The following is a 20,422-nucleotide window of genomic DNA, read 5'->3' on the forward strand; positions in this document are numbered from 1 at the left end:
CTCTCCCGCTTGCGGGAGAGGTCGGCGTACCCGGATCGGCGCTTCGCGCCGTCCGAGTACAGGCTCCGCGCCGGGTGAGGGCTCTCTCCGCTCGGGGAGTCCCAATGCGAAGGCACCCCCACCCCAACCCTCCCGGAGCGAGCTAAGCTCGTCTCCCCCGCAAGCGCAGGGCTATCGCATATAAAGCAGAACTTGGTGGGCAATCCCTTCGGGGCCCATCCTTCGAGACGCCGCTGCGCGGCTCCTCAGGATGAGGTCTAATTTCGCGGCAGGATCTTAGATCCTCATGGTGAGGAGCGCCGCTTGCGGCGCGTCTCGAACCATGAGGCCCGCCTCGTTCGCGCTAAATCCTCACGCCGCGCGGATATTGGCGAGGAATCCGTCGACCTTGCTTCGTAGCATCGCCGCCTGCTGGTTGAGTTCTTCCGCCGACGTCAGCACCTTGCCCGCGGCCGTGCCGGTCTCGCCCGCGGCGCGGGTGACGCCGCCGATATTGCCGGAGACCGCGGTGGTGCCGTGCGCGGCTTCCTGCACGTTGCGGGCGATCTCCCTGGTGGCCGAGCCCTGCTGCTCGACCGCCGCTGCGATCACGGTGGTGATCTCGTTGATTCCGCCGATCGTGCCGCCGATGCCTTCGATCGCCTGCACGGCATCCGTCGTCGCGCCCTGCATCGCCGCAACCTGCGCGGAAATCTCCTCGGTTGCCTTCGCGGTCTGGCTCGCCAGCGACTTGACTTCGCTGGCCACTACCGCAAAGCCGCGCCCGGCCTCGCCGGCGCGCGCCGCCTCGATCGTGGCGTTCAGCGCCAGGAGGTTGGTCTGGCTCGCGATATCGCTGATGAGCTTGATCACGTCGCCGATCTTCTGCGCCGCCGCCGAGAGGCCCTGCACCGTCACATTGGTGCGGTTGGCTTCTTCCACCGCCTGCTGGGCGACGCGGGTCGACTCCGCGACCTGGCGTCCGATCTCGGAGACCGAGGACGACAATTCTTCCGTCGCCGCGGCAACAGTCTGCACATTGGCGGAGGCCTGTTCGGCGACGGCGGCCACCGTCGTCGCCTGGCGGCTCGCTGCCGAGGCCGCGTCCGACATGCTGTTCGAGGTGGTGCGCAGATCGACCGCCGCGCCCGCCAGAGCATCGAGCGAACTGCGGACGCTGTTCTCGAATTCGTCGGCCATCTTGCCGAGCAGGCTGATCCGCTCGGCTTCGGCCTGCTTCTTCAATTCGTCCTGTTCGCCGCGCAGCCGCGCCGCATCGATCATGTTGTTCTTGAACACCTGGACCGACTGCGCCATCGCGCCGACTTCGTCGCGGCGCTCCTGCGCGGGGATGACGGTGTCGGTCGCGCCGTCGGCGATCTTGCGCATGGCTGCGGTCATGCCGGTGATTGGGCCGACGATGCTGCGCCCGATCAGGAAGCACAGGCCGGCGACAAGCAGCAGCGCGACGGCGAGGATCGAGCCGATCCAGCGCGCCTCCGACCAGAAGATCGCATCGATGTCGTCGAGATAGATGCCGCCGGCGACGGCCCAGCCATAGGGTTTGAATTCGGTCGCATAGGAGATTTTCGGCACCGCCTCGCCGCCGGCCGCGCGGGAAAAGCGGTACAGGACGAAACCGCCGCCCTGCGACGCCAGCTCGACCTGCCGGCGGGTGAAGAACACGCCGTCCGCGTCAGCCGTATCCATCAGGTTCTTGCCCTCGAGCTTCGAATTCGGATGTGACTCGACGATGCCTTGCTTGCCCAGGGCATAGAAATAGTCGTCCTTGCCGAAGCGCAGCGTGCGCAGCAGCGCCTTGCTGCGTTCGAGGACTTGCGCGTCGGAAAGACCGGCCTTCTTGGCGGCCTGGTAGTCCTGCTCCACTGTCTGCTTCGCGAGCAGCACAAGGTCCTGCAGCTTGGCCTTGCGATCCTCGAGCAGATTGTCCTTCAGCGCCTGCAGGCCGACAGAGGCGACGGCGACGATGCCGAGCACCGAAACTCCGACCATGATCATCAGCTTGGAGGAAATTCTGAGATTGCCGAGCATCGCACACCTATTCTGGAGCTTTTGGCGGCTTCGGCCGCCGATGGTTCCGAAAGGATTAATGCGAATTGGTGAAATTGCCCCTAACGGGATACGGCTGCATCACCTTTCGCACGCAGTCGATCAGTTCCCCGGGTGCCGCAAATCCGCGTCGAAACGTCACGCCTTTCGCGGCGAGCACAGCGCGGGGCCATAGAGCGCAACGAAGCCGATGAAGGCGATCGCCCAGGCTGCGCCCGCCACGGTCAGCAGCGGGACCATATGCCCCGGTTCGATCGAGGCGCAGATGCGTGCGAGCGCGGCGGTGACGATTGCGGCGTAGATTGCCTGCGTGCCCGCGGAAGCCTGCAGCGCGCGGCCGGTATGGCCAAGGGTGGCGCGCGTCATCACCGCGAGCGTCATCGCGCCGATGGCGCCGCCGGTCCAGGCGTGGATGCCGGCGCCCACCGGAAGGAGGTCGATGGCGGCGAGCCCGGTCAGGATGAAGCCCACCGGTATGAACGCGTAGGCCAGGTGCAGGATCAGCACCAGGCGGTCGGACAGCGTCCGGTATCCGGCCCAGCGGCCAAGCCGGATCAGGTGGAAAAGGCCGGCGGCCAATAGCAGCGCCGCGGTGAGCCAGCCCGACGGCATCGCGACCCAGGCCAGCAGCGCGATGCCGCCGAGTGCGACCGTGACGCCGTCGAAGCGGCCGAATGGCGTCGGCATAGGGCCGGCGGATTGGCGCGCCAGCCAGTTGCGCGTGAAACTCGGAACGATGCGGCCGCCGATCAGCGAGACCAGCATGATCACCAGCGCGATCGCAAATCGCGTCGAATAATCGGCGAGCCCGTTGAAATGTGCCTCGATGTGGAACGCCGCATTGGCGAGCGAGAACAGCGAAACGATCGCTACCACCGGGATGTTGCTCCACTTGCGTCCCGCCACGATTTCCCGCGCCGCCGCCATCGCGAGCAGCGTGAGGAACGCGACGTCGATCACAGCGCTGGCCGCCCATCCGATCGATGCCGAGAGGAAGATCGCGATCCGGCCGGCGATCCAGGCCGAGACCAGCGCTGCGAGCGAATTGCCTTGCAGCGGCAATCGTCCGGTCCAGTTCGGCACCGCGGTCAGAAGGAAACCGCCGATCACGGCGCTGACATAGCCGAACAGCATCTCGTGTACATGCCAGTCGCGCGGCGAGAATGCCGTGGTCAGCGCCAGATGACCTTCATACACCGGCAGCCAGATCAGGATCATCGCGCCCGCATAGGCCGAGCCGAGCAGGAAGAACGGACGGAAGCCGTAGGAAAGCACGGCAGGCCCCTGATAGTCGCGCAACCTTGGGATCGACATGGCTGGCATCCGCTGATGTACTTGTTGCTGTCTTCCCGCCTCGGCGTGGGCGTATTGAGCCTTAGCGCTCCGAGGCCGTGCGCGATTTGCGTCAGGACAACGTTCCGGAGGATTCACAAATTGTTCGCGCTGGCCGAGGGCCGCATTCCCTCCGCAAGATCTGACGGCCGACGGAGGCCGGCTGCAGGGCGCGCCACATTTGGATGACCGATTTCATCCGCAAAATAAAACCGGCGGTTGTGCCGCCGGCATATCACTCGCAAATTTCGGGTTCCGTTGCGTCCGGGCAGGTTGATCGGCCTGCCCAGCGCGAGATGGTCCGCTACTCGGCGGGCTTGTTGAGGTCCGGCGCAGCCAATGTCGGATCCAATCCGAGCAGCCGGGCGCGCTCCTTCCGCTCTTCGACCAGAAGGTCCAGTTCGCGCTCGAGCGAACGCGCTACCTCTTCCTGTGCCGATTTGCGACGTTTGCCGTTTTCGTGAAGCTTTGGTGGTTGGGCAGTCACACAAGGTCCCCGTGTCATCAATCCGTCATGGAGGAGATGCCATGGACGATTGCACCGTCCAAAATCAAATACTTTTTAGTGGCTAAGTTGCGGCGCCGTCCTAATACCGACAAACTATTCGTGCAGCGAAGTCGCTCGCAAACGGTCGAAGATGCAGTCGGTATTTTAGAGCAGGTCGGGATGTCACCGGTTCTCAGCGCATGTCGTACTTCCGTGACGCCGTTTCATCCGCCCACAGCCGACGAAATAATGGCGCCGGCGACAACACCATTTTCATGTAGCGCCGAAGATTCTCCGAAACCGTCGCCCGCTACCGTCGTTGTCGTCCAACAACCGCGGCCACGCGCCGGATAAGACGAATGAAAAACAGAAGACCGAACGCTGCCCCCTACATCCTGACCGCGCTGGCGCTGGCCGCCGCGATCTGGACCGCCCTGGGTTCGCCGCATAGCGAACGGCCGGTCATAAAGCAATTGGCCCGCAGCAGCGTGATGCCGTGAGAGTAAGCGGCGCGTTCTAATTCCTCACCGCGTAAAGCGGCGTCCGTAGTGTCAGCACATAGGCCGGCTTCGGCACCCAGACGATCTGCGCGGTGACGCCGAACAGGCGGTTGTCGTTGTCGTCCATCCGGTCGAGATCGAGACGGAGGACGGGTTGGGTAAACTGTTCGATCGGCTTCAAATTGAGGAGCTGGGCGCCGCCGAAGGATTGCAGGCCGATGCGGCCTGTTACCTTCCAGTTGTTCTCCCACTGATAGTAACCGCCGACATAGCCGACAGTGCTTGAATTGATCCGCGCGAGCGGGGAATCGACGTCGACCCCCGTGTACTGCACGCCGGCGAGCAGGCCCTTCGTTTCGTCTTCGTCGAAGGCGTAGTTGAATTCGAGGACGTTGCTGAACGTGGTGGTGGCGAGCGGCCCGTCCGGCACCGCGCGCGTCACGGTCGTGAGCAGCGTGACCGTCGGAAACGATCCGCCATTCTGCTCATGAAGGTCGGCCTGGAAGCCGAGATTCCAGCTATTGACCGCAAACGACGACCAGTCGGTGAGATCGGTCTTGGTCGAACTCGCGGCCACGCCGCCGAACAGCGAGACCTGATCGGTGACGTCGACGGTCAGGGGAAACTCGACGCCGATCGCCTCGCTCGCCGGCGAGGACACGCCGGACGGAATGGTCCGGAGCAGGTTGCGCTCGCTGAGCGCCTGGATGGTCTGCAGCGTCGATACCAGCACGGTATTGCCGAAGCCGATGGCGAGCGCACCGGCGGGAATCTTGGCGTAGTTCGTCCGCAGGTCGAGGTAGATGTTAGGGATCGTCGGCGTCGGCTTGGCGGACGTGTCGTCGTCATCCTTGTCCTTGGCAAGCGCCGGTGCGGCAAGACCGAGCAAGATCAGCGCGGCCATCGCCCAGGCGCAATGCCCGAAAGCGGCTTCCAACTCACGGATACGCATCGCCGAACGCGCCATCGCCCACGCCCCAAACTGCCCGACGGGCAAATCAGCAAAAGTCTGTCCAGCCCGTTTCGCAAAAATATTCCACTTTCGCCGTCGGGCAAATCAGTGGTTTAACTCCGCGCGTCTCACGGCGGATGAGGGGCGGCTCGCGATCGTCACGAACGTTGCGGTGGGATGCGGTGGACGCGATGCGTGCGACTGACGAGCGTGGCATTCGCGGACGGCGAAGTCGTGTGGTTCTGGCGCCCCGACGCTGGCGCTAAGTTTTTTGCGTGAGCAAGTTCACGCGAGAGATGACGGTGGCAAAAGAGCCCGGTCACCGGGGAGAGCACGAAGTAAGCCGTAAACCATCGCGCAGGGAAAGCCGGTGTTGCTCCGGTTGACCTGTGGTCCTACCCCCGTGCTTTTTGTTGCACGGGGCCCACGGGTGCAACCGGCACCCGGCTTTCCCTGCGCCCTCTGCTATCGAGGAGGGCGGAAAGTGAAGCAAACCTCGGGCGCGATGCGCCGCGAGAACGCGTACGCACATCCTCTCCGCTGTTTGAAATTTGAATCGTGATCTCTCCCCACGTCGTCCCGGGCTTGACCCGGGACCCATAGCCACAGGCCGTTGTCGTGTGCTCCGCTGCAACCGCTCGCTCGCGCCACAACAGCTCCCTGTGGTGCGAAATGCGACAGCGGTAGGGTGGGCAAAGCGAAGCGTGCCCACCATCGCGAGCGCGGCGCTGGATGGTGGGCACGCTACGCTTTGCCCACCCTACGAAATCCGGCCTTGCGCCTGCGTCCTAACTACGCACACCGATATTGCGCTACGCTGCCTCCGCCAACCACAACACAAAGCGAAACGCCCGCCATGCCCGTCCTTCCTGCTGCGACCACCGTCCTCGATTCCGTCCTGTTCCGCGACGCCTTCGGCACGTCGGCGATGCGCGAGGTATTTTCCGACCTGCGTCTGATCGCGCGCTATGCCGAGGTCGAGGTCGCGCTGGCAAAAGCCGAGGCGCGCTGCGGCGTCATTCCGGTACAAGCTGCGGAAGAGATCGCAAAACGCACTAACATCTCGGCGCTCGATTTCGACCTGTTGCGGCAGGAGACCGACATCGTCGGCTACCCGATCCTGCCGCTGGTGCATCAGCTCGCCAAGCAATGCGGCGAAGCCGGCCGTTACGTGCATTGGGGCGCGACCACGCAGGACATCATGGACACCGCCGTGGTCCTGCAATTGCGCGACGGCTTTGATATCATCGAAGACGACATCGCCGCCTTGCGCGCCATCCTGGCCGATCTCTCCCGCCGCTATCGCGATACGCCGATGGCGGGCCGCACCCATCTGCAGCAGGCGCTTCCCGTCACCTTCGGCTATAAGGCCGCGATCTGGCTTGCGGCCTTCGACCGCCACGCCGAACGGCTGGCGCAGCTCAAGCCGCGGCTGCTGGTCGGCCAGTTCGCCGGTGCCGCCGGCACGCTTGCCTCCCTCGGCGACAAGGGATTTGAGGTGCAGCAGGCGCTGTGCGAGGAACTCGGCCTCGGCGTTCCCGTTGCCACCTGGCATGTCGCGCGCGATGGATTCGCGGAAGCGGTGAACTTCCTGGCGCTCGTCACCGGTTCCCTCGGCAAGATCGCACTCGACATCATGATCATGGCTTCGACCGAATTCGCCGAAGTCTACGAGCCTTTCGTCAAGGGCCGCGGCGCCTCTTCGACCATGCCGCAGAAGCGCAATCCGATCTCCTCGGAATTGATGCTGGCGGCAGCGAAGGCAGTGCGCCAGCATGCAGGGCTGATGCTGGACGCGATGGTGCAGGATTTCGAGCGCGCCACCGGCCCCTGGCATGCCGAATGGATCGCGCTCCCCGAGAGTTTCGTGCTGACCGCAGGCAGCCTGCACCAGGCCAAGTTCGCGCTCGGCGGGCTGATTGTCGATGCGAAGAAGATGGCCGACAATCTCGACCTCAGCCGCGGGCTCATCGTCGCGGAAGCCGTGATGATGGGGCTTGCGCCCGAGATCGGCCGCCAGGAAGCGCATGACGTCGTCTATGATGCCTGCCGCGTCGCCAACGACAAAAACATGACGCTGGCGGATGCGCTCTCGGCCGATCCGCGGGTCTCAAGCCGCATCGATCGGGGGACGATCGAGCGGCTGACATCACCGAAAAATTATCTCGGGCTTGCACCCGAAATGGTGGACCGGGTGCTGTCCGCAGTGAAACGTTGAAGGGGCCGCGCCGTTCGCCTATCTCTGCCAAAGCCACTGATTTCAAGGATCCCGAATGACCGCATCCCAACGCAACCTTTCCGCCGCAATCGATCCCGAAAAGCTCGACCGTCTCGCCGAGGTCGCCATCAAGGTCGGGCTTGGATTGCAGCCGGGACAGGACCTGCTCCTGACCGCGCCGTCGTCGGCGCTGCCGCTGGTGCGGCGGCTCGCGGTGCATGCCTACAAGGCCGGCGCCGGCCTGGTCACGCCGATCCTGTCGGACGAGGAGGTCACGCTGGCGCGCTATCGGCATGGCCATAGCGAAAGCTTCGATCGCGCGGCGAACTGGCTCTATGAGGGCATGGCAAAGGCGTTCGCTGCCAACACCGCGCGGCTTGCGGTGGTCGGCGACAACCCGATGCTGCTGTCGGGGGAGGATCCGACCAAGGTCGCGCGCGCCAGCAAGGCCAATTCGGTCGCCTACCAGCCGGCGCTGGAGAAGATCGTCAATTTTGACGTCAACTGGAACATCATCGCCTATCCCAGCGCCTCCTGGGCCAAGCAGGTTTTCCCCGACGATCCGCTGGAGACCGCGGTGGCAAAGCTCGCGGATGCGATCTTTGCGGCTTCCCGCGTCGATCAGGACGGCGCAGTCGCCGCCTGGGAGAAGCATAACGCGGTGTTGCGCGAGCGGACGGAGTGGCTGAACGGCCAGCGCTTCCACGCGCTGCACTATACCGGTCCCGGCACCGACCTCACGATCGGGCTCGCCGACGGCCATGAATGGGAAGGTGGCGCCTCGGTTGCCAAGAACGGCATCACCTGCAACGCCAACATCCCGACGGAAGAGGTTTTCACCACCCCGCATTGCCGCCGCGTCAGCGGTCACGTCGTGAGCTCGAAGCCGCTATCCTACCAGGGCACCTTGATCGACAATATCCAGGTCAAGTTCGAGGACGGGCGGATCGTCGAAGCCAGGGCCTCGTGCGGCGAGGAGGTGCTGAGGAAAGTGCTCGATACCGACGAGGGCGCGCGCCGCCTCGGCGAGGTGGCGCTGGTGCCGCACTCCTCTCCGATCTCCAAGAGCGGTTTGCTCTTTTTCAACACGCTGTTCGACGAGAACGCCGCCTCCCACATCGCGCTCGGCCAGTGCTATTCGAAATGCTTCGTCGACGGCGACAGGCTGACCCCGCAGCAGATCGCGGCCCAGGGCGGCAACCAGAGCCTGATCCATATCGACTGGATGATCGGCTCCGACCAGACCGACATCGATGGCGTCAGGACCGACGGCAGCCGCGTGCCGGTCTTCCGCAAGGGCGAGTGGGCGTAGCAAGTTCTCCCTCTCCCGCTTGCGGGAGAGGTGAAAGTGAACTCGCCGCCGGGTTCGCGCGTTCTACACGCCGTCGAGGATGATCACGGTCGGCGTCGATGGCAGCGTATCGCGCGAAATCCGCAAGCTCCGCTCGCTGCGCTGGTCGATCTCGAACTGCTGGCCGATCAGGCGCATGAACTCGTCGAGCGGGGTGGCGAAGCGGTGCATCGGCATGATCACGGCGGCGCGCAGGCGCTTGGTGATTTCGGAAACGCCGGCAAGCGACATGGTGTAGGTGCCGTCGATCGGCACCATCACGATGTCGAGCCGGCCGATCGCCGCGAAATGGCTCTCGTCGAGCTTGTGGTGCAAATGGCCGAGATGGCCGATGCAGAGGCCGGCAACCTCGAAGATGAAGATCGAGTTGCCGTCCTTGATCATCTCGCTCCCGGAATCGTCGCCATAGTAGCGGCGGATGTCGGTGGTGACATTGCGGATGAAGACGTCGCCGATCCGCATCGAATAGTGGGCGGGTTGTCCGTTCTCGCCCCAGCCATGCAGCACATGCGGGATCTTCGGATCGGGAAACAGCGTGTAATGCGTGCTGTGCGCCCGGTTCATGGTGACGACGTCGGGCAGGCGTCCGGTGCGGTAGGCGCCATTGTAATCGGTCGCGATCCGGATGCCGCCGGGCGTATCGATGTAATAGGTGGAGTGCCCGGCATAGGTGATCGCGACCTCGTCGGCCTTGGCGACGCGGCGCAGGCCGACCGGCGTGGCGCGCGGCGGCGCATTGGCCATCGCCAGGCATTCGCTGCGCTGGGCATCCTGCCCATGGGCCGCGATGCTGAGGAAGCCGAGCAGGGCAAAGGCGACGAGGATCGATCGCAACATGGGCAAGGTCCGTCGGCGGTGACGTCGGCGGCACTCTACCGTCGAATTCCGGGGACGTCATGGTCTTGCTGGCGCGGCTATGGGCGTCATTGCTTCATCGACGTCGCGCCTTTCACCGCTGTCGTCCCGTCGAAAGACGGGACCCATAACCACAGGGAGGTGTTGTGGCGCAAGCAACCGGTTGCAGCGAAGGACACCACAAAACCCTGTGGTTATGGGTCCCGGGTCAAGCCCGGGACGACGGTGCATCACTCCCGCCGCGGACTGATCTTCCAGGTCAAGGCGAGCACCGCCAGCGTCATGGCGCCGGTGATGACGGCCGCAACCGGCATGACCAGCGCCAGCGCAGACGTCGCCGCCCAGCCGATCGAGCAGAAGGCTTCGGCGAAGGTGGCGACGCGCGAGGAGGTCTGGCGGCGGCGGAACTGGCTGCGTTTGGCCTGCACGCGGAACCAGAGCTGGATCGTGGCAGCCGAGATCGTCGCGATGGTCGCGCCGAGCGCGGTGACGGCCGCCTGCAGCGCCGAGGCGAAGGCCAGTGCGATGACGAAAGGCGCGAGCACGAGCGCGATCGAAAGCAGTACCACCTCGATCTTGGCGCGGATCACCTGGGACGGCGCAAGCGGCGCGGTCGCGATCAGGTCGGCGGCGTCCTCGCCGGATATCGTCAGCCAGGCGAGGCCGCCGGCGAGCTGGCCCGCCGCCATCACGATGACAGGCGTGATCAGCATCAGGCCGGCGGAGCCGTCGGAAAAGCTCCGCCACAGCATCAGCGCCGGCGGCACGAGGTAGAGCAGTTGCATCAGGCTTTGCGACAGCAGCCAGGGATCACGCCGCAGCAGCACGAACTCTTTCCAGCGCAGCGCCTGCTGGCGCGAGCCGCGCTGGAATGTCCGTACCTTGGTCTTTCGGCTGGCCATCGTCGGGTTCGCCGAAATGCTGACGATGGTATCGGCAAAGCGCGGCGAGAAGACCGCGATCACGACGCCGAGCAGCACGAGGCTGAAGGCGAGCAGGAGCAGCAGCGCCTCGCTGTCGCCGACCATCGCCCGTGCCGACCACCACAGCATGCTGGTGGTATCGGGCGCAAAACCAGCCACGGTATCGGAGGTCAGCACGGTGAAACGGGACAGGGTGCCGTAAGAGAGGATCGCGGCGATCTGCAGCGCGATGACGAAGCCGGCGCCGATGATCGCGGCCAGCACTTGTGCCACCAGCCGGGTCCGGCGCGGGCCGATCAGGCGGAACAGCGCCACCGTGATGGCGACCGCGACTGCCGCCGCCGAAAAGCCGATCGCGATGACGACGCCGAAGGCGGCAAGCCAGCGCGGTCCGCCGCCGATCACCAATACGTCGACAAACGGCGTCGAGAACAGCAGCGCCATGCCGGTGACTTGCAAGGCGATCGCGGCGATGCGGACCGAGAAGATATTTGTCAGCCGGACCGGCGACGACATGATCAGATCGAGGTCGGCGCGGGCATAGAACACCCGCGTCACCGATTCGACCGCCTGCGAAAGCATCAGCGCCCAGGCGAGGAAGATTGTCGACGACATCACGATCAGCGCCGGTTTGTCGAGCGGCAGTGTCAGCTCGGCAAAACGGCCGACCAGCGCATAGGCCGGCAGATGCAGGATGGCGGCGAAAATGAGCAGGCCGATCACCGCGCGCCTGCGCCGGCGCCGGCCGCCCGTCATCATCGCCAGCCATTCGCGCCAGGCGAGCCGGATCTCGTGCCGGGCGAACCAGGTGAGGTCGGTGGCCGAACTCATGCCGCGGCCGCCTCGGTCTCGACGAGGGCGATGAAGACGTCTTCGAGGCTGGTATCGCCCCGGCCATTCTGCTGGCGCAGCTCCGCGAGAGTGCCTTCGGCCACGAGCCTGCCATTGGCGATGACGCCGATGCGGTCGGCCATCCGCTCGGCGACCTCAAGGATATGCGTGGTCATGATCACGGTGGAGCCGGCGCGCACGCGCTCCTCCAACAGGCCCTTGACGTGGCGGGCGGAGAGCGCGTCGAGGCCGGTCAGGGGCTCGTCGAGGATGATCAGGCGCGGGTCGTGGACCAGCGCGCCGGCGAGCGCCACCTTCTGGCGCATGCCTTTCGAAAACCCCTCGCAACGCTCGTGCAGATGCGGCTCGAGTCCGAGCGAGACGAGGAGGTCGTGGGCTGACCGTTCGGAAAGGCTGACATCGATGCCCCAGAGGCCGGCGACGAATTCCAGATATTCGAGGGGGGTGAGCTTGTCGTAGACCATCGGCTCATCCGACACCCAGGCCATGATCTGCTTGGCGGCGATCGGATCGGACAGCGCATCGATGCCGAAGATCGAGACCGAGCCGGCATCGGGCTTGAGCAGGCCGGCGACCATCCGCAGCGTTGTGGTCTTGCCGGCGCCGTTCGGCCCGAGCAGCGCGTAGAACTCGCCGGCCCGCACGGTGAGATCGAGCGCGTCGACCGCCGGCCGGTCAAAACGCTTGGTTAACCCTCGCACTCCGAGTGCTGGCGGATCTGATGGCATGATGTGGGGACGGTCCGGGTTGAGTCCTGGTGGCGGACCATGGGCCGAAAAGCGTTTCGGCGCGGTGAATCGAAGGCCGCAAATCGCGGGCAATGCCGGAGAACTACGGGCTGCGGCATTTCTGCGCCGTTATGCCAAGGGGCAGGCATCAGCGCTTTGTTGACAGGAGTCTGCGCTTTGGGGCTGAATGACGGCCGAGCGGGCTACGGCGCAGACACACGCTGGATAGCGCGTAGACACAAGAGGCGGAAAAGGCGATCGATAGAATCGCCCTGCCTCGGGGGAGGGAGATGGCCATGCTGGACTTCGTTCAGCAGCTCGTCAGCGGCATTGCGCTTGGCTGCGTCTACGGCCTGATCGCGCTCGGCTTCGTGCTCGTTTACAAGGCAACCGAGGTCGTCAATTTCGCCCAGGGCGATCTGATGATGCTCGGCGGCTTTTTCGCCTTCACCTTCATCGGCATGCTCGGCCTCAACTACTGGCTCGGCTTTGCCGGCGCGGTGGCGGCGATGGCGTTGTTCGGCATGCTGGCGGAGCGGCTGGTGGTGCGGCCGATCCTCGGCTATCCGCAGTTCTCCATCATCATGGCGACCATCGGGCTCGGCTATTTCCTGCGCTCGGTTGCCGGCATCATCTGGGGTACCGACGACTTCAAGATCGAGACACCGTTCAGCCAGGGCGTGCTGCGGATCGGCAGCCTCGTGCTGGCCTACGACAAGCTGTCGGTGATCGCAGCGACGATCATCCTGTGTGCGCTGCTCTATCTGTTCTTCAATCGCACCACGCTCGGCACCGCGATGCGGGCGAGCTCGGAGAACATGCTGGCCGCCTATTACATGGGCATCCCGGTCAAGCGCGTGGTCTCCATCGTGTGGGCGATCTCGGCGGCGGTCGCCACCTGCGCCGGGGTGCTGCTGGCGCCGATCACCTTCATCCACTCCAATGTCGGCCTGGTGCTGGGATTGAAGGCATTTCCGGCCGCTGTTCTCGGCGGCTTTGGATCGATCCCCGGCGCTGTGGTCGGCGGCGTGCTGATCGGGGTGATCGAGAGCATGGCGGGCTTCTACCTGCCGCAAGGATGGAAGGACGTCGCGCCCTACATCGTGCTGCTCGCGGTGCTGCTGCTGAAGCCCGAAGGCCTGTTCGGCCTTCACGTGCGCAAGAAGGTTTGAGCGGCATGCGGTTCCTGTTCAAGACCGACTACGAAGACGACATCAAGCTGTTCCCGCATTCGGGTTACGTCTTCTCCTATGGACTTCTGCTCGCGTTGCTCCTGATCGCGCCCTACGTGCTCTCGAGCTATCTGATGAGCCAGCTCGTCTTCGTCTGCATCTACGCGATCGTTGGCGTGGGACTGCTGATCCTCACCGGCTTCACTGGCCAAGCCTCGCTGGGGCACGCGGCTTTTCTCGCGATCGGCGCCTACACCGCCGCCTATCTGCAGCAGTTCAACGTGCCCTTTCCCGTCTATTTCCTGGCGGCGGGGCTGCTCACCGGCGTGGTCGGTGCGCTCGTCGGATTCCCGGCGCTCCGGCTGCAGGGGATCTATCTCGTCATCGCCACCATCTCCTTTGCCTTCATCGTCGAGGAAATCCTGGCGCGCTGGGAGAGCGTGACCCACGGCAATGAGGGCATGCGGGTCAAGACGCTCTATTTCCTGGGCGTCGCTGTACCGCGCGACGGGCCGACCTTCTACTATCTCTGCCTGGCTGTGCTGGTGCTGACCATCGTCGGCTCGCTGAACCTGCTGCGCTCGCCGACCGGCCGCGCCTTCGTCGCGATCCGCGACAGCGAAACGGCGGCACGCAGCATGGGCATCAACGTCTCGCTCTACAAGGTGAAGTCCTTTGCGATCAGCGCTGCCATCACGGGCCTTGCCGGCGTGCTGTTCGCGCACAAGCTCTCCTTCATCAGCCCGGAGATGTTCACCCTGCAGCTCTCGATCGAGTTCATCATCGTGATCCTGATCGGCGGCACCTTCAGCTTGCACGGTGCGGTGCTGGGCGCGATCTTCCTGGTAATGATCGATCCGTTCCTGACCTACCTGAAGGACGACATGCCCGGCGTGATCGCAAGCCTCGCTGCGACCCTCGGCGCCGGCACGGAGCGCGCCGCGCACATCCAGGATGCGATCGCGGCCTTTGCCTCGGCCAACGGCCTGAGGGGCGCGATCTACGGCATCATCATCGTGCTGTTCGTGCTGTTCGAGCCGCTCGGCCTTTACGGCCGCTGGCTGAAGATCAAGCTCTTCTTCCAGCTATTCCCGCTCTACAAGCGCGCCACCTTCAAGCGGCAGAAGATCTATGTGAAATCGGAGCGGAACCGATGAGCTATTTCCGCGCCGAGAACCTCTCGCTTCACTTCGGCGGCCTCAAGGCGGTCGATGCCGTGAGCTTCGCGGTTGAGAAGGGCGAGATCCTCTCGATCATCGGGCCGAACGGCGCCGGAAAAAGCTCGATCTTCAACCTGATCTCGCGCATCTATCCGCCGACCTCGGGAAAGATCTTCTTCGAGGATCAGGACATTACCGAGCAGCCGGCCTACGACATCGCCAGGCTCGGCATTGCCCGCACGTTCCAGAACATCGAACTGTTCGAGAACGCGACTGTGCTGAGCAATCTGCTGGTCGGTCGTCACCGCCATTCCACCACGCGGCTCTGGCAGGAATTGCTGTTCCTGCCGAGCGTGCGCGCGACCGAGAAAGTGCATCGCCGCCGCGTCGAGCAGGTGATCGAGTTCCTCGATCTCGAACCCTACCGCGACAAGCTGATCTCCGGACTTCCTTACGGCGTGCGCAAGGTGATCGAACTTGCCCGCGCGCTGTGCTCGGAGCCGAAGCTGATTCTGCTGGACGAGCCATCGTCGGGGCTGAACGTGGAAGAGACCGACGACATGTCGTTCTGGATCCGCGACATGAAATCCGAGCTCGGCATCACCGTCCTGATGGTCGAGCACGACATGACGCTGGTGAACCGCGTCTCCGATCGCGTGATCGCGCTGAACTATGGTCGTGTGCTGGCGATGGGCTCGCCGTCCGAGGTGCAGCAGCATCCCGACGTCGTCGCCGCCTATCTCGGAGCGTGAGGCCATGATTGCCACCATCACGCCCGAGACCATCCTGAAGCTTAGCAACATCGAGAGCTATTACGGGCCGATCATGGCCATCCGCGGCATCAGCCTGGAAGTGCCGCGCGGCAGGATCGTCACGCTGCTCGGCGCCAACGGCGCCGGCAAGACCACGGTGCTGAAGACGATTTCCGGCATCCTCGATCCGCAGAAGGGCTCGATCGAGTTCTTAGGGAGGCCGATCCAGCGCATGGAGGCCGACAAGATCGTGCGGCTGGGTTTGAGCCATGTGCCGGAAGGGCGCGAGGTGTTTCCGTTCCTGTCGGTGCGCGAGAACCTGATGATGGGCGCCTATCCACGCAGCGACCGCGAGGGCGTCGCCGAGGATCTGGAGCGCGTCTACGGCTATTTTCCGCGGCTGAAGGAGCGGATCGACCAGCCGGCCGGCCAGCTCTCCGGCGGCGAGCAGCAGATGCTTGCGATCGGGCGGGCGCTGATGAACCGTCCGACGCTGCTTCTGCTGGACGAGCCATCGCTCGGGCTGTCGCCGATCCTGGTGAAGGAGATCTTCGCCATCATCCGCCGGGTCAACGAAGAGCAGGGCATGTCGATCCTCCTGGTCGAACAGAACGCCAAGGTCGCGCTGGAGACAGCGCATTATGGCTATGTACTGGAGATCGGCCGTATCGTGATGAACGACACCTGCGAGCGGTTGATGCATTCACAGGATATCCAGGAGTTCTATCTCGGCGCCAAGGAAGCGGGTGCCCGCGGGGAGCGACGCTGGAAAAAGAAGAAAACATGGCGTTGAGAGGGACTTGGCGGTAGATTGAAGGCCTGTCGCGGAAAGATCGGCGAAAAAGTCGGCGGTCGCGACAGGCGAGGAGAGGAGGGAACGGGCATGGCCGGACCGGCAGTGCTGACGGTCGCCGACACGATCGCGAGGAGTTTTCTGCTGGCGGTGGAGACGCGTGGCGACAGGCCCGCGATCCGCGAGAAGAAATTCGGCATCTGGCAGCCGACGAGCTGGCGCGAGTGGCTGCAGATATCCAAGGACATCGCCTACGGCTTGCATGCCATCGGCTTTCGCCCCGGTGATGTCGCCTCCATCATCGCCAACACCGTGCCGGAATGGGTCTATGCCGACATGGGCATCCTCTGCGCCGGCGGCGTCTCGTCCGGCATCTATCCGACGGACTCGCCGGTCCAGGTCGAATACCTCATCAATGATTCCCGCACCCGCGTGGTCTTCGCCGAAGACGAGGAGCAGCTCGACAAGCTGCTCACCTGCCGCTCGCGCTGCCCGACACTGGAGCGGATCGTCGTCTTCGACATGGAGGGCCTGAGCGGCTTCTCCGATCCCATGGTGATGTCGCTCGCCGAATTCACCGCGCTCGGCCGCAATCATGCGCAGGGCAGAGAGGCGCTGTGGGACGAGATGATCGGAAGCCGGGCTAGCTCCGATCTTGCGATCCTCGTCTATACCTCGGGCACCACGGGTCCGCCGAAGGGCGCGATGCACGCCAACCGCAGCGTGACGCATCAGATGCGCCACGCCAACGACCTCTTCCCGTCGACCGACCACGAAGAGCGGCTGGTGTTCCTGCCGCTCTGCCATGCCGCCGAGCGCGTCGGCGGCTATTACGTCTCGGTCGCGCTGGGATCGGTGATGAATTTCGCCGAAAGTCCCGAGACCGTGCCCGACAATCTGCGCGAAGTGCAGCCGACCGCGTTTCTGGCCGTGCCCAGGGTCTGGGAGAAATTCTACTCGGGCATCACCATCGCGCTGAAGGATGCGACCCCGTTCCAGAACTGGGTCTACCGCCGCGCGATGGCGATCGGCTATCGCATGACCGACTGCCGCCTGGAAGGCGAGCAACCGCCGCTGCCGCTGCGCTTTGCCAATCAACTGGCCTATTGGCTGGTGTTCCGCAACATCCGCCGCATGCTCGGTCTCGACCGCTGCCGGATCGCGTTCACGGGCGCCGCGCCGATCGCGCCCGACCTGATCCGCTGGTATCTCGCGCTCGGCATCGACATGCGCGAGGTCTATGGCCAGACCGAGAATTGCGGCGTCGCCACCATCATGCCGACCGAGCGCATCAAGCTCGGCTCGGTTGGCAAGGCCGCCCCCTGGGGCGAGGTGATGATCTGCCCTAAGGGCGAGATCCTGATCCGCGGCGACTTCCTGTTCATGGGCTATCTCAACCAGCCCGAGAAGACCGCCGAAACCATCGACGCCAGGGGCTGGTTGCACACCGGCGATGTCGGCACGATCGACAACGAGGGCTACGTCAAGATCACCGACCGGATGAAGGACATCATCGTCACCTCCGGCGGCAAGAACATCACGCCGTCGGAAATCGAGAACCAGCTCAAATTCTCGCCCTATGTTTCGGACGCGGTGGTGGTCGGCGACAAGCGTCCTTACCTCACCTGCCTCGTGATGATCGACCAGGAGAATGTCGAGAAATACGCCCAGGATCACGACATCCCCTTCACCAACTACGCCAGCCTGTGCCGAGCGCCGGAGATCCAGGACCTGATCCACCGCGAGATCGAGGCCGTGAATGCCAATTTCGCGCGCGTCGAGACCATCAAGAAGTTCTATCTGATCGAGCGGCAGCTCACGCCCGAGGACGAGGAATTGACACCGACCATGAAGCTGAAGCGCAGCTTCGTGAACAAGCGTTACGCCGCCGAGATCGAGGCGATGTACGGCGAGCGCGCCGTGGCATAGGCGAAATTGAGAAAAGCGAAGGAGCCAAACAGGCCCGGTCCTTCGCTCGATATGGGCCATGGAGAGGAGGATCATTATGTCGAAAGCGTTCAAGGCATTGGGCCTTGCGGTGGGTGCGCTGGCGCTGACCCACCTGCCGGCGTCGGCGCAAACCAAGGTCACCAATGAAGGTATCTCGGCGAACGAGATCGTCATCGGTACCCATCAGGACCTGTCCGGTCCGATCAAGGTGTGAGGCGTGCCGGTCTCCAACGGCATGAAGATGGCGGTGGAGGAGATCAACGCTGCCGGCGGCATCAACGGCCGCAAGATCAAGATGATCCTGGAGGACAGCGGCTACGATCCGAAGAAGGCGGTGCTGGCCTCGCAGAAGATGGTCGAACGCGACAAGATCTTTGCGATGATCGGTCCGATGGGCTCACCGACCGTCCTGGCCGCGCAGGACGTACTGTTCGACGCTGGCGTGCTCCAGCTCTTCCCGCTGACGGCGGCCGAATTCACCTTCAAGTTCGATCCGAGCAAGCCGCAGGAGCGGCTGAAGTTCAACAATCTTCTGCCCTATGTCGAGAGCACGCGCGCCGCGCTCAAATACATGGTGGAGCTGAAGAACCCGAAGAAGCCCTGCATCATGCATCAGGATGACGAGTACGGCAAAAACGTGCTCGACGGCTTCACCCAGCAGGTCGCGGCGATGAAGCTGCAGCCGGCTTCGATCACGAGCTACAAGCGCGGCGCCTCGGACTTCAGCGCGCAGGTCGCCAAGATGAAGTCCGATGGCTGCGACCTCGTCGTGCTCGGCACCGTGATCCGCGAGACCATCGGCGCGATGAGTGAAGCCAGGAAGCTCGGCTGGGACGTGACCTTCCTCGGCGCGACGCCGACCAACGTGCTCGAAGTGCCGGCGCTCGGCAAGGAAGCGGTGGAGGGTCTCTATGCGGCGTCCGGCTTCGAGATTCCCTATGAGGACACCGCCAAGGGCAAGGTGAAGGATTGGCTCGTCAACTACAAGAAGATGTTCGGCACCGACGCCAACACGCAGGCGATCATCGGCTACAACGCGGTGACGACGTTCGCGTTCTATGCGCAGAAGGCGGGCAAGGATCTGACTGGCCAGAAGATGCTGGATTCGCTGGAGTCGGGCGAAAAGTTCCTCGACATCTTCAATTCGCCGCCGACCAAGTTCTCCAAGACCGACCACCTCGCCAACACCATCACCCAGGTGCAGCAGATCAAGAACGGCCGCTGGGTGCTGATGAAGGACAGCCTGTCGTTCTGAGGACACCGTCATTGCGAGGAGCGTAGCGACGAAGCAATCCATTTTTCCGCGCGTTGCGGCATGGATTGCTTCGCTTCGCTCGCAATGACGATTGGTTTGTGTTGACTAGTAAGACGCCACCTCGGCCACCAGCGGCATGTCGGCGTAGCGCCGCACACCAGCCTCATCGATCACGAAAGTCGGCCGATAGTTCCTGACGTCAGTGTCGGCGACCATCATCATGCGACGGTTGTCCAGCGTCAGCCACTGGCCGTCGAGCTGCGCTGCGGCCACCGCATGATCCTCGCCGCGGAGTGTGTCGTGCATGATCACGATCCGCAGGTCCTCCGGCGCCATGCCGGCCAGGCGCAGCGCGACGAATTTGGCGATCGCATAGTCCTCGCAGTCGCCGGCGCCGTTCGCAAAGGTCATCAGCGGCGAAGCCCAGACGTCGATCGCGCCGTATTGCACGAGATCGTCCGCGGGCCTGATGGCGAGATTGACGGCGCGGTTGACCTCGCCGAGCCGGGCGCGGCCGTCTCTAGCCTTCGCGTCATCGACGACGGCAAGGAATTTCAGCGCGGCTGGCGAAACGCAGCCCTCGCGATCGCCTTCGCACAGCGCAAGCTGCACCAGATCATCGGCGAGCCGGCGCTGCAGGCCGAGCCATTTGTCGCGCAATCCGCCTTCCGACAGGATCGCTGTCGCGCGCCCGAACGGCTCGAATGATTTCTTGATCAGGACCGCGCCCCCCGGCGACAGCAGCGTCCCCGCGCTGACCTGTGCCGCCGGTGCAAGCCAAAGCAGGCCAAAGGCCAGCGTGAGCGCACGCAGCGCGCTCGGATAACCGAACATTCCCATCTGACACCCCCTGTCCGGGCATCGGCGGCGTTCGCCAGCGCGTGACCGGATCGTTTCGTGGGGAGAGGATCGCGTGCGAGCGCTTGCGATCTGTTTAAGGAGAGAGGAACGGACAAGAGAAATCCGGAAGACGCTGAAGCCGGTCTCGCCAAACCGTCGAAAATTTTATCAATCTTGCTAACCCGGCGATCGAACCTTCTCAGGGGTAGCGATGTCTTATCCTTGATGTCTGCTTAACAGGCGCGCGCCTGTG

Annotated in this window: 16 protein-coding genes and 1 pseudogene; 9 read left to right on the forward strand and 8 right to left on the reverse strand. The window is 64.0% G+C overall.

The annotated features are described in order from the left end of the window. Window positions 1–351: 351 nt before the first annotated feature. From ACVJGD_RS32695 to ACVJGD_RS32705, 3 genes are all read right to left on the reverse strand, one after another. On the reverse strand, window positions 352–2,031 hold the full coding sequence (locus ACVJGD_RS32695; RefSeq protein ID WP_456638068.1) for a methyl-accepting chemotaxis protein: 1,680 nt from the start codon (window positions 2,029–2,031) through the stop codon (window positions 352–354). Between the two features lie 156 nt (window positions 2,032–2,187). Further along, window positions 2,188–3,363, reverse strand: a complete 1,176-nt coding sequence (locus ACVJGD_RS32700) for an NnrS family protein (protein ID WP_456638069.1) — start codon at window positions 3,361–3,363, stop codon at window positions 2,188–2,190. Between the two features lie 322 nt (window positions 3,364–3,685). Beyond that, complete coding sequence (locus tag ACVJGD_RS32705; protein ID WP_456638070.1) at window positions 3,686–3,868, reverse strand: hypothetical protein; 183 nt, start codon at window positions 3,866–3,868, stop codon at window positions 3,686–3,688. Between the two features lie 359 nt (window positions 3,869–4,227). Between ACVJGD_RS32705 and ACVJGD_RS32710 the strand changes: the two genes are divergently transcribed. Further along, a complete protein-coding gene (locus tag ACVJGD_RS32710; protein WP_456638071.1) occupies window positions 4,228–4,368 on the forward strand; it encodes a hypothetical protein in 141 nt (46 codons plus the stop codon). Window positions 4,369–4,384: 16 nt separating this feature from the next. Here ACVJGD_RS32710 and ACVJGD_RS32715 read toward each other — a convergent pair whose 3' ends face one another. Then, a complete protein-coding gene (locus ACVJGD_RS32715) occupies window positions 4,385–5,335 on the reverse strand; it encodes a hypothetical protein (RefSeq protein WP_456638072.1) in 951 nt (316 codons plus the stop codon). Window positions 5,336–6,176: 841 nt separating this feature from the next. Here ACVJGD_RS32715 and pcaB point away from each other — a divergent pair. Together pcaB and ACVJGD_RS32725 are read left to right on the forward strand one after the other, a co-directional pair. Further along, a complete protein-coding gene (gene pcaB, locus ACVJGD_RS32720; protein WP_456638073.1) occupies window positions 6,177–7,538 on the forward strand; it encodes a 3-carboxy-cis,cis-muconate cycloisomerase in 1,362 nt (453 codons plus the stop codon). Window positions 7,539–7,593: 55 nt separating this feature from the next. Further along, window positions 7,594–8,850 carry an aminopeptidase gene (locus ACVJGD_RS32725; protein ID WP_456638074.1) on the forward strand — a complete coding sequence of 419 codons (1,257 nt, stop codon included), beginning with the start codon at window positions 7,594–7,596 and terminating at the stop codon, window positions 8,848–8,850. Between the two features lie 63 nt (window positions 8,851–8,913). Here the strand turns inward: ACVJGD_RS32725 and ACVJGD_RS32730 are convergent, their stop codons facing one another. The 3 genes from ACVJGD_RS32730 to ACVJGD_RS32740 all read right to left on the reverse strand — a co-directional run bounded on the left by ACVJGD_RS32730 (window position 8,914) and on the right by ACVJGD_RS32740 (window position 12,247). Next, the gene (locus ACVJGD_RS32730; RefSeq protein ID WP_456638075.1) at window positions 8,914–9,726 is read right to left on the reverse strand and encodes an MBL fold metallo-hydrolase; all 813 of its coding nucleotides are present in this window, start codon (window positions 9,724–9,726) and stop codon (window positions 8,914–8,916) included. Window positions 9,727–9,974: 248 nt separating this feature from the next. Then, entirely contained in the window at window positions 9,975–11,498 is a 1,524-nt protein-coding gene (locus ACVJGD_RS32735; RefSeq protein WP_456638076.1) for a permease, read from the reverse strand. After that, window positions 11,495–12,247, reverse strand: a complete 753-nt coding sequence (locus ACVJGD_RS32740; RefSeq protein WP_456638077.1) for an ABC transporter ATP-binding protein — start codon at window positions 12,245–12,247, stop codon at window positions 11,495–11,497. The genes ACVJGD_RS32735 and ACVJGD_RS32740 overlap by 4 nt, the downstream gene beginning before the upstream one ends. Window positions 12,248–12,543: 296 nt before the next feature. On the opposite strand from ACVJGD_RS32740, the gene ACVJGD_RS32745 reads away from it, so the two are divergent. The 6 genes and pseudogenes from ACVJGD_RS32745 (at window position 12,544) to ACVJGD_RS32770 (ending at window position 19,329) form a co-directional block, all read left to right on the forward strand. Beyond that, window positions 12,544–13,419 carry a branched-chain amino acid ABC transporter permease gene (locus ACVJGD_RS32745; protein WP_454621590.1) on the forward strand — a complete coding sequence of 292 codons (876 nt, stop codon included), beginning with the start codon at window positions 12,544–12,546 and terminating at the stop codon, window positions 13,417–13,419. A gap of 5 nt (window positions 13,420–13,424) precedes the next feature. Beyond that, window positions 13,425–14,576, forward strand: a complete 1,152-nt coding sequence (locus ACVJGD_RS32750; protein ID WP_456638078.1) for a branched-chain amino acid ABC transporter permease — start codon at window positions 13,425–13,427, stop codon at window positions 14,574–14,576. Then, window positions 14,573–15,331, forward strand: a complete 759-nt coding sequence (locus ACVJGD_RS32755) for an ABC transporter ATP-binding protein (RefSeq protein WP_456638079.1) — start codon at window positions 14,573–14,575, stop codon at window positions 15,329–15,331. Before ACVJGD_RS32750 ends, ACVJGD_RS32755 begins: the two co-directional genes overlap by 4 nt. 4 nt (window positions 15,332–15,335) lie before the next feature. Then, window positions 15,336–16,124 (forward strand): ABC transporter ATP-binding protein, encoded by a 789-nt coding sequence (locus ACVJGD_RS32760; protein ID WP_456638080.1) that lies wholly within the window; start codon window positions 15,336–15,338, stop codon window positions 16,122–16,124. 90 nt (window positions 16,125–16,214) lie between these two features. Then, window positions 16,215–18,053, forward strand: coding sequence for an AMP-dependent synthetase/ligase (locus ACVJGD_RS32765; RefSeq protein ID WP_456638081.1), 1,839 nt, complete (start codon window positions 16,215–16,217; stop codon window positions 18,051–18,053). Window positions 18,054–18,129: 76 nt separating this feature from the next. Next, window positions 18,130–19,329 (forward strand): annotated as a pseudogene (locus tag ACVJGD_RS32770) (ABC transporter substrate-binding protein). Between the two features lie 105 nt (window positions 19,330–19,434). Here the strand turns inward: ACVJGD_RS32770 and ACVJGD_RS32775 are convergent. Next, window positions 19,435–20,169 carry a transglutaminase-like cysteine peptidase gene (locus tag ACVJGD_RS32775; RefSeq protein WP_456638082.1) on the reverse strand — a complete coding sequence of 245 codons (735 nt, stop codon included), beginning with the start codon at window positions 20,167–20,169 and terminating at the stop codon, window positions 19,435–19,437. Between the last annotated feature and the right edge of the window lie 253 nt (window positions 20,170–20,422).

The sequence above is a fragment of the Bradyrhizobium sp. USDA 10063 genome, assembly GCF_054063735.1.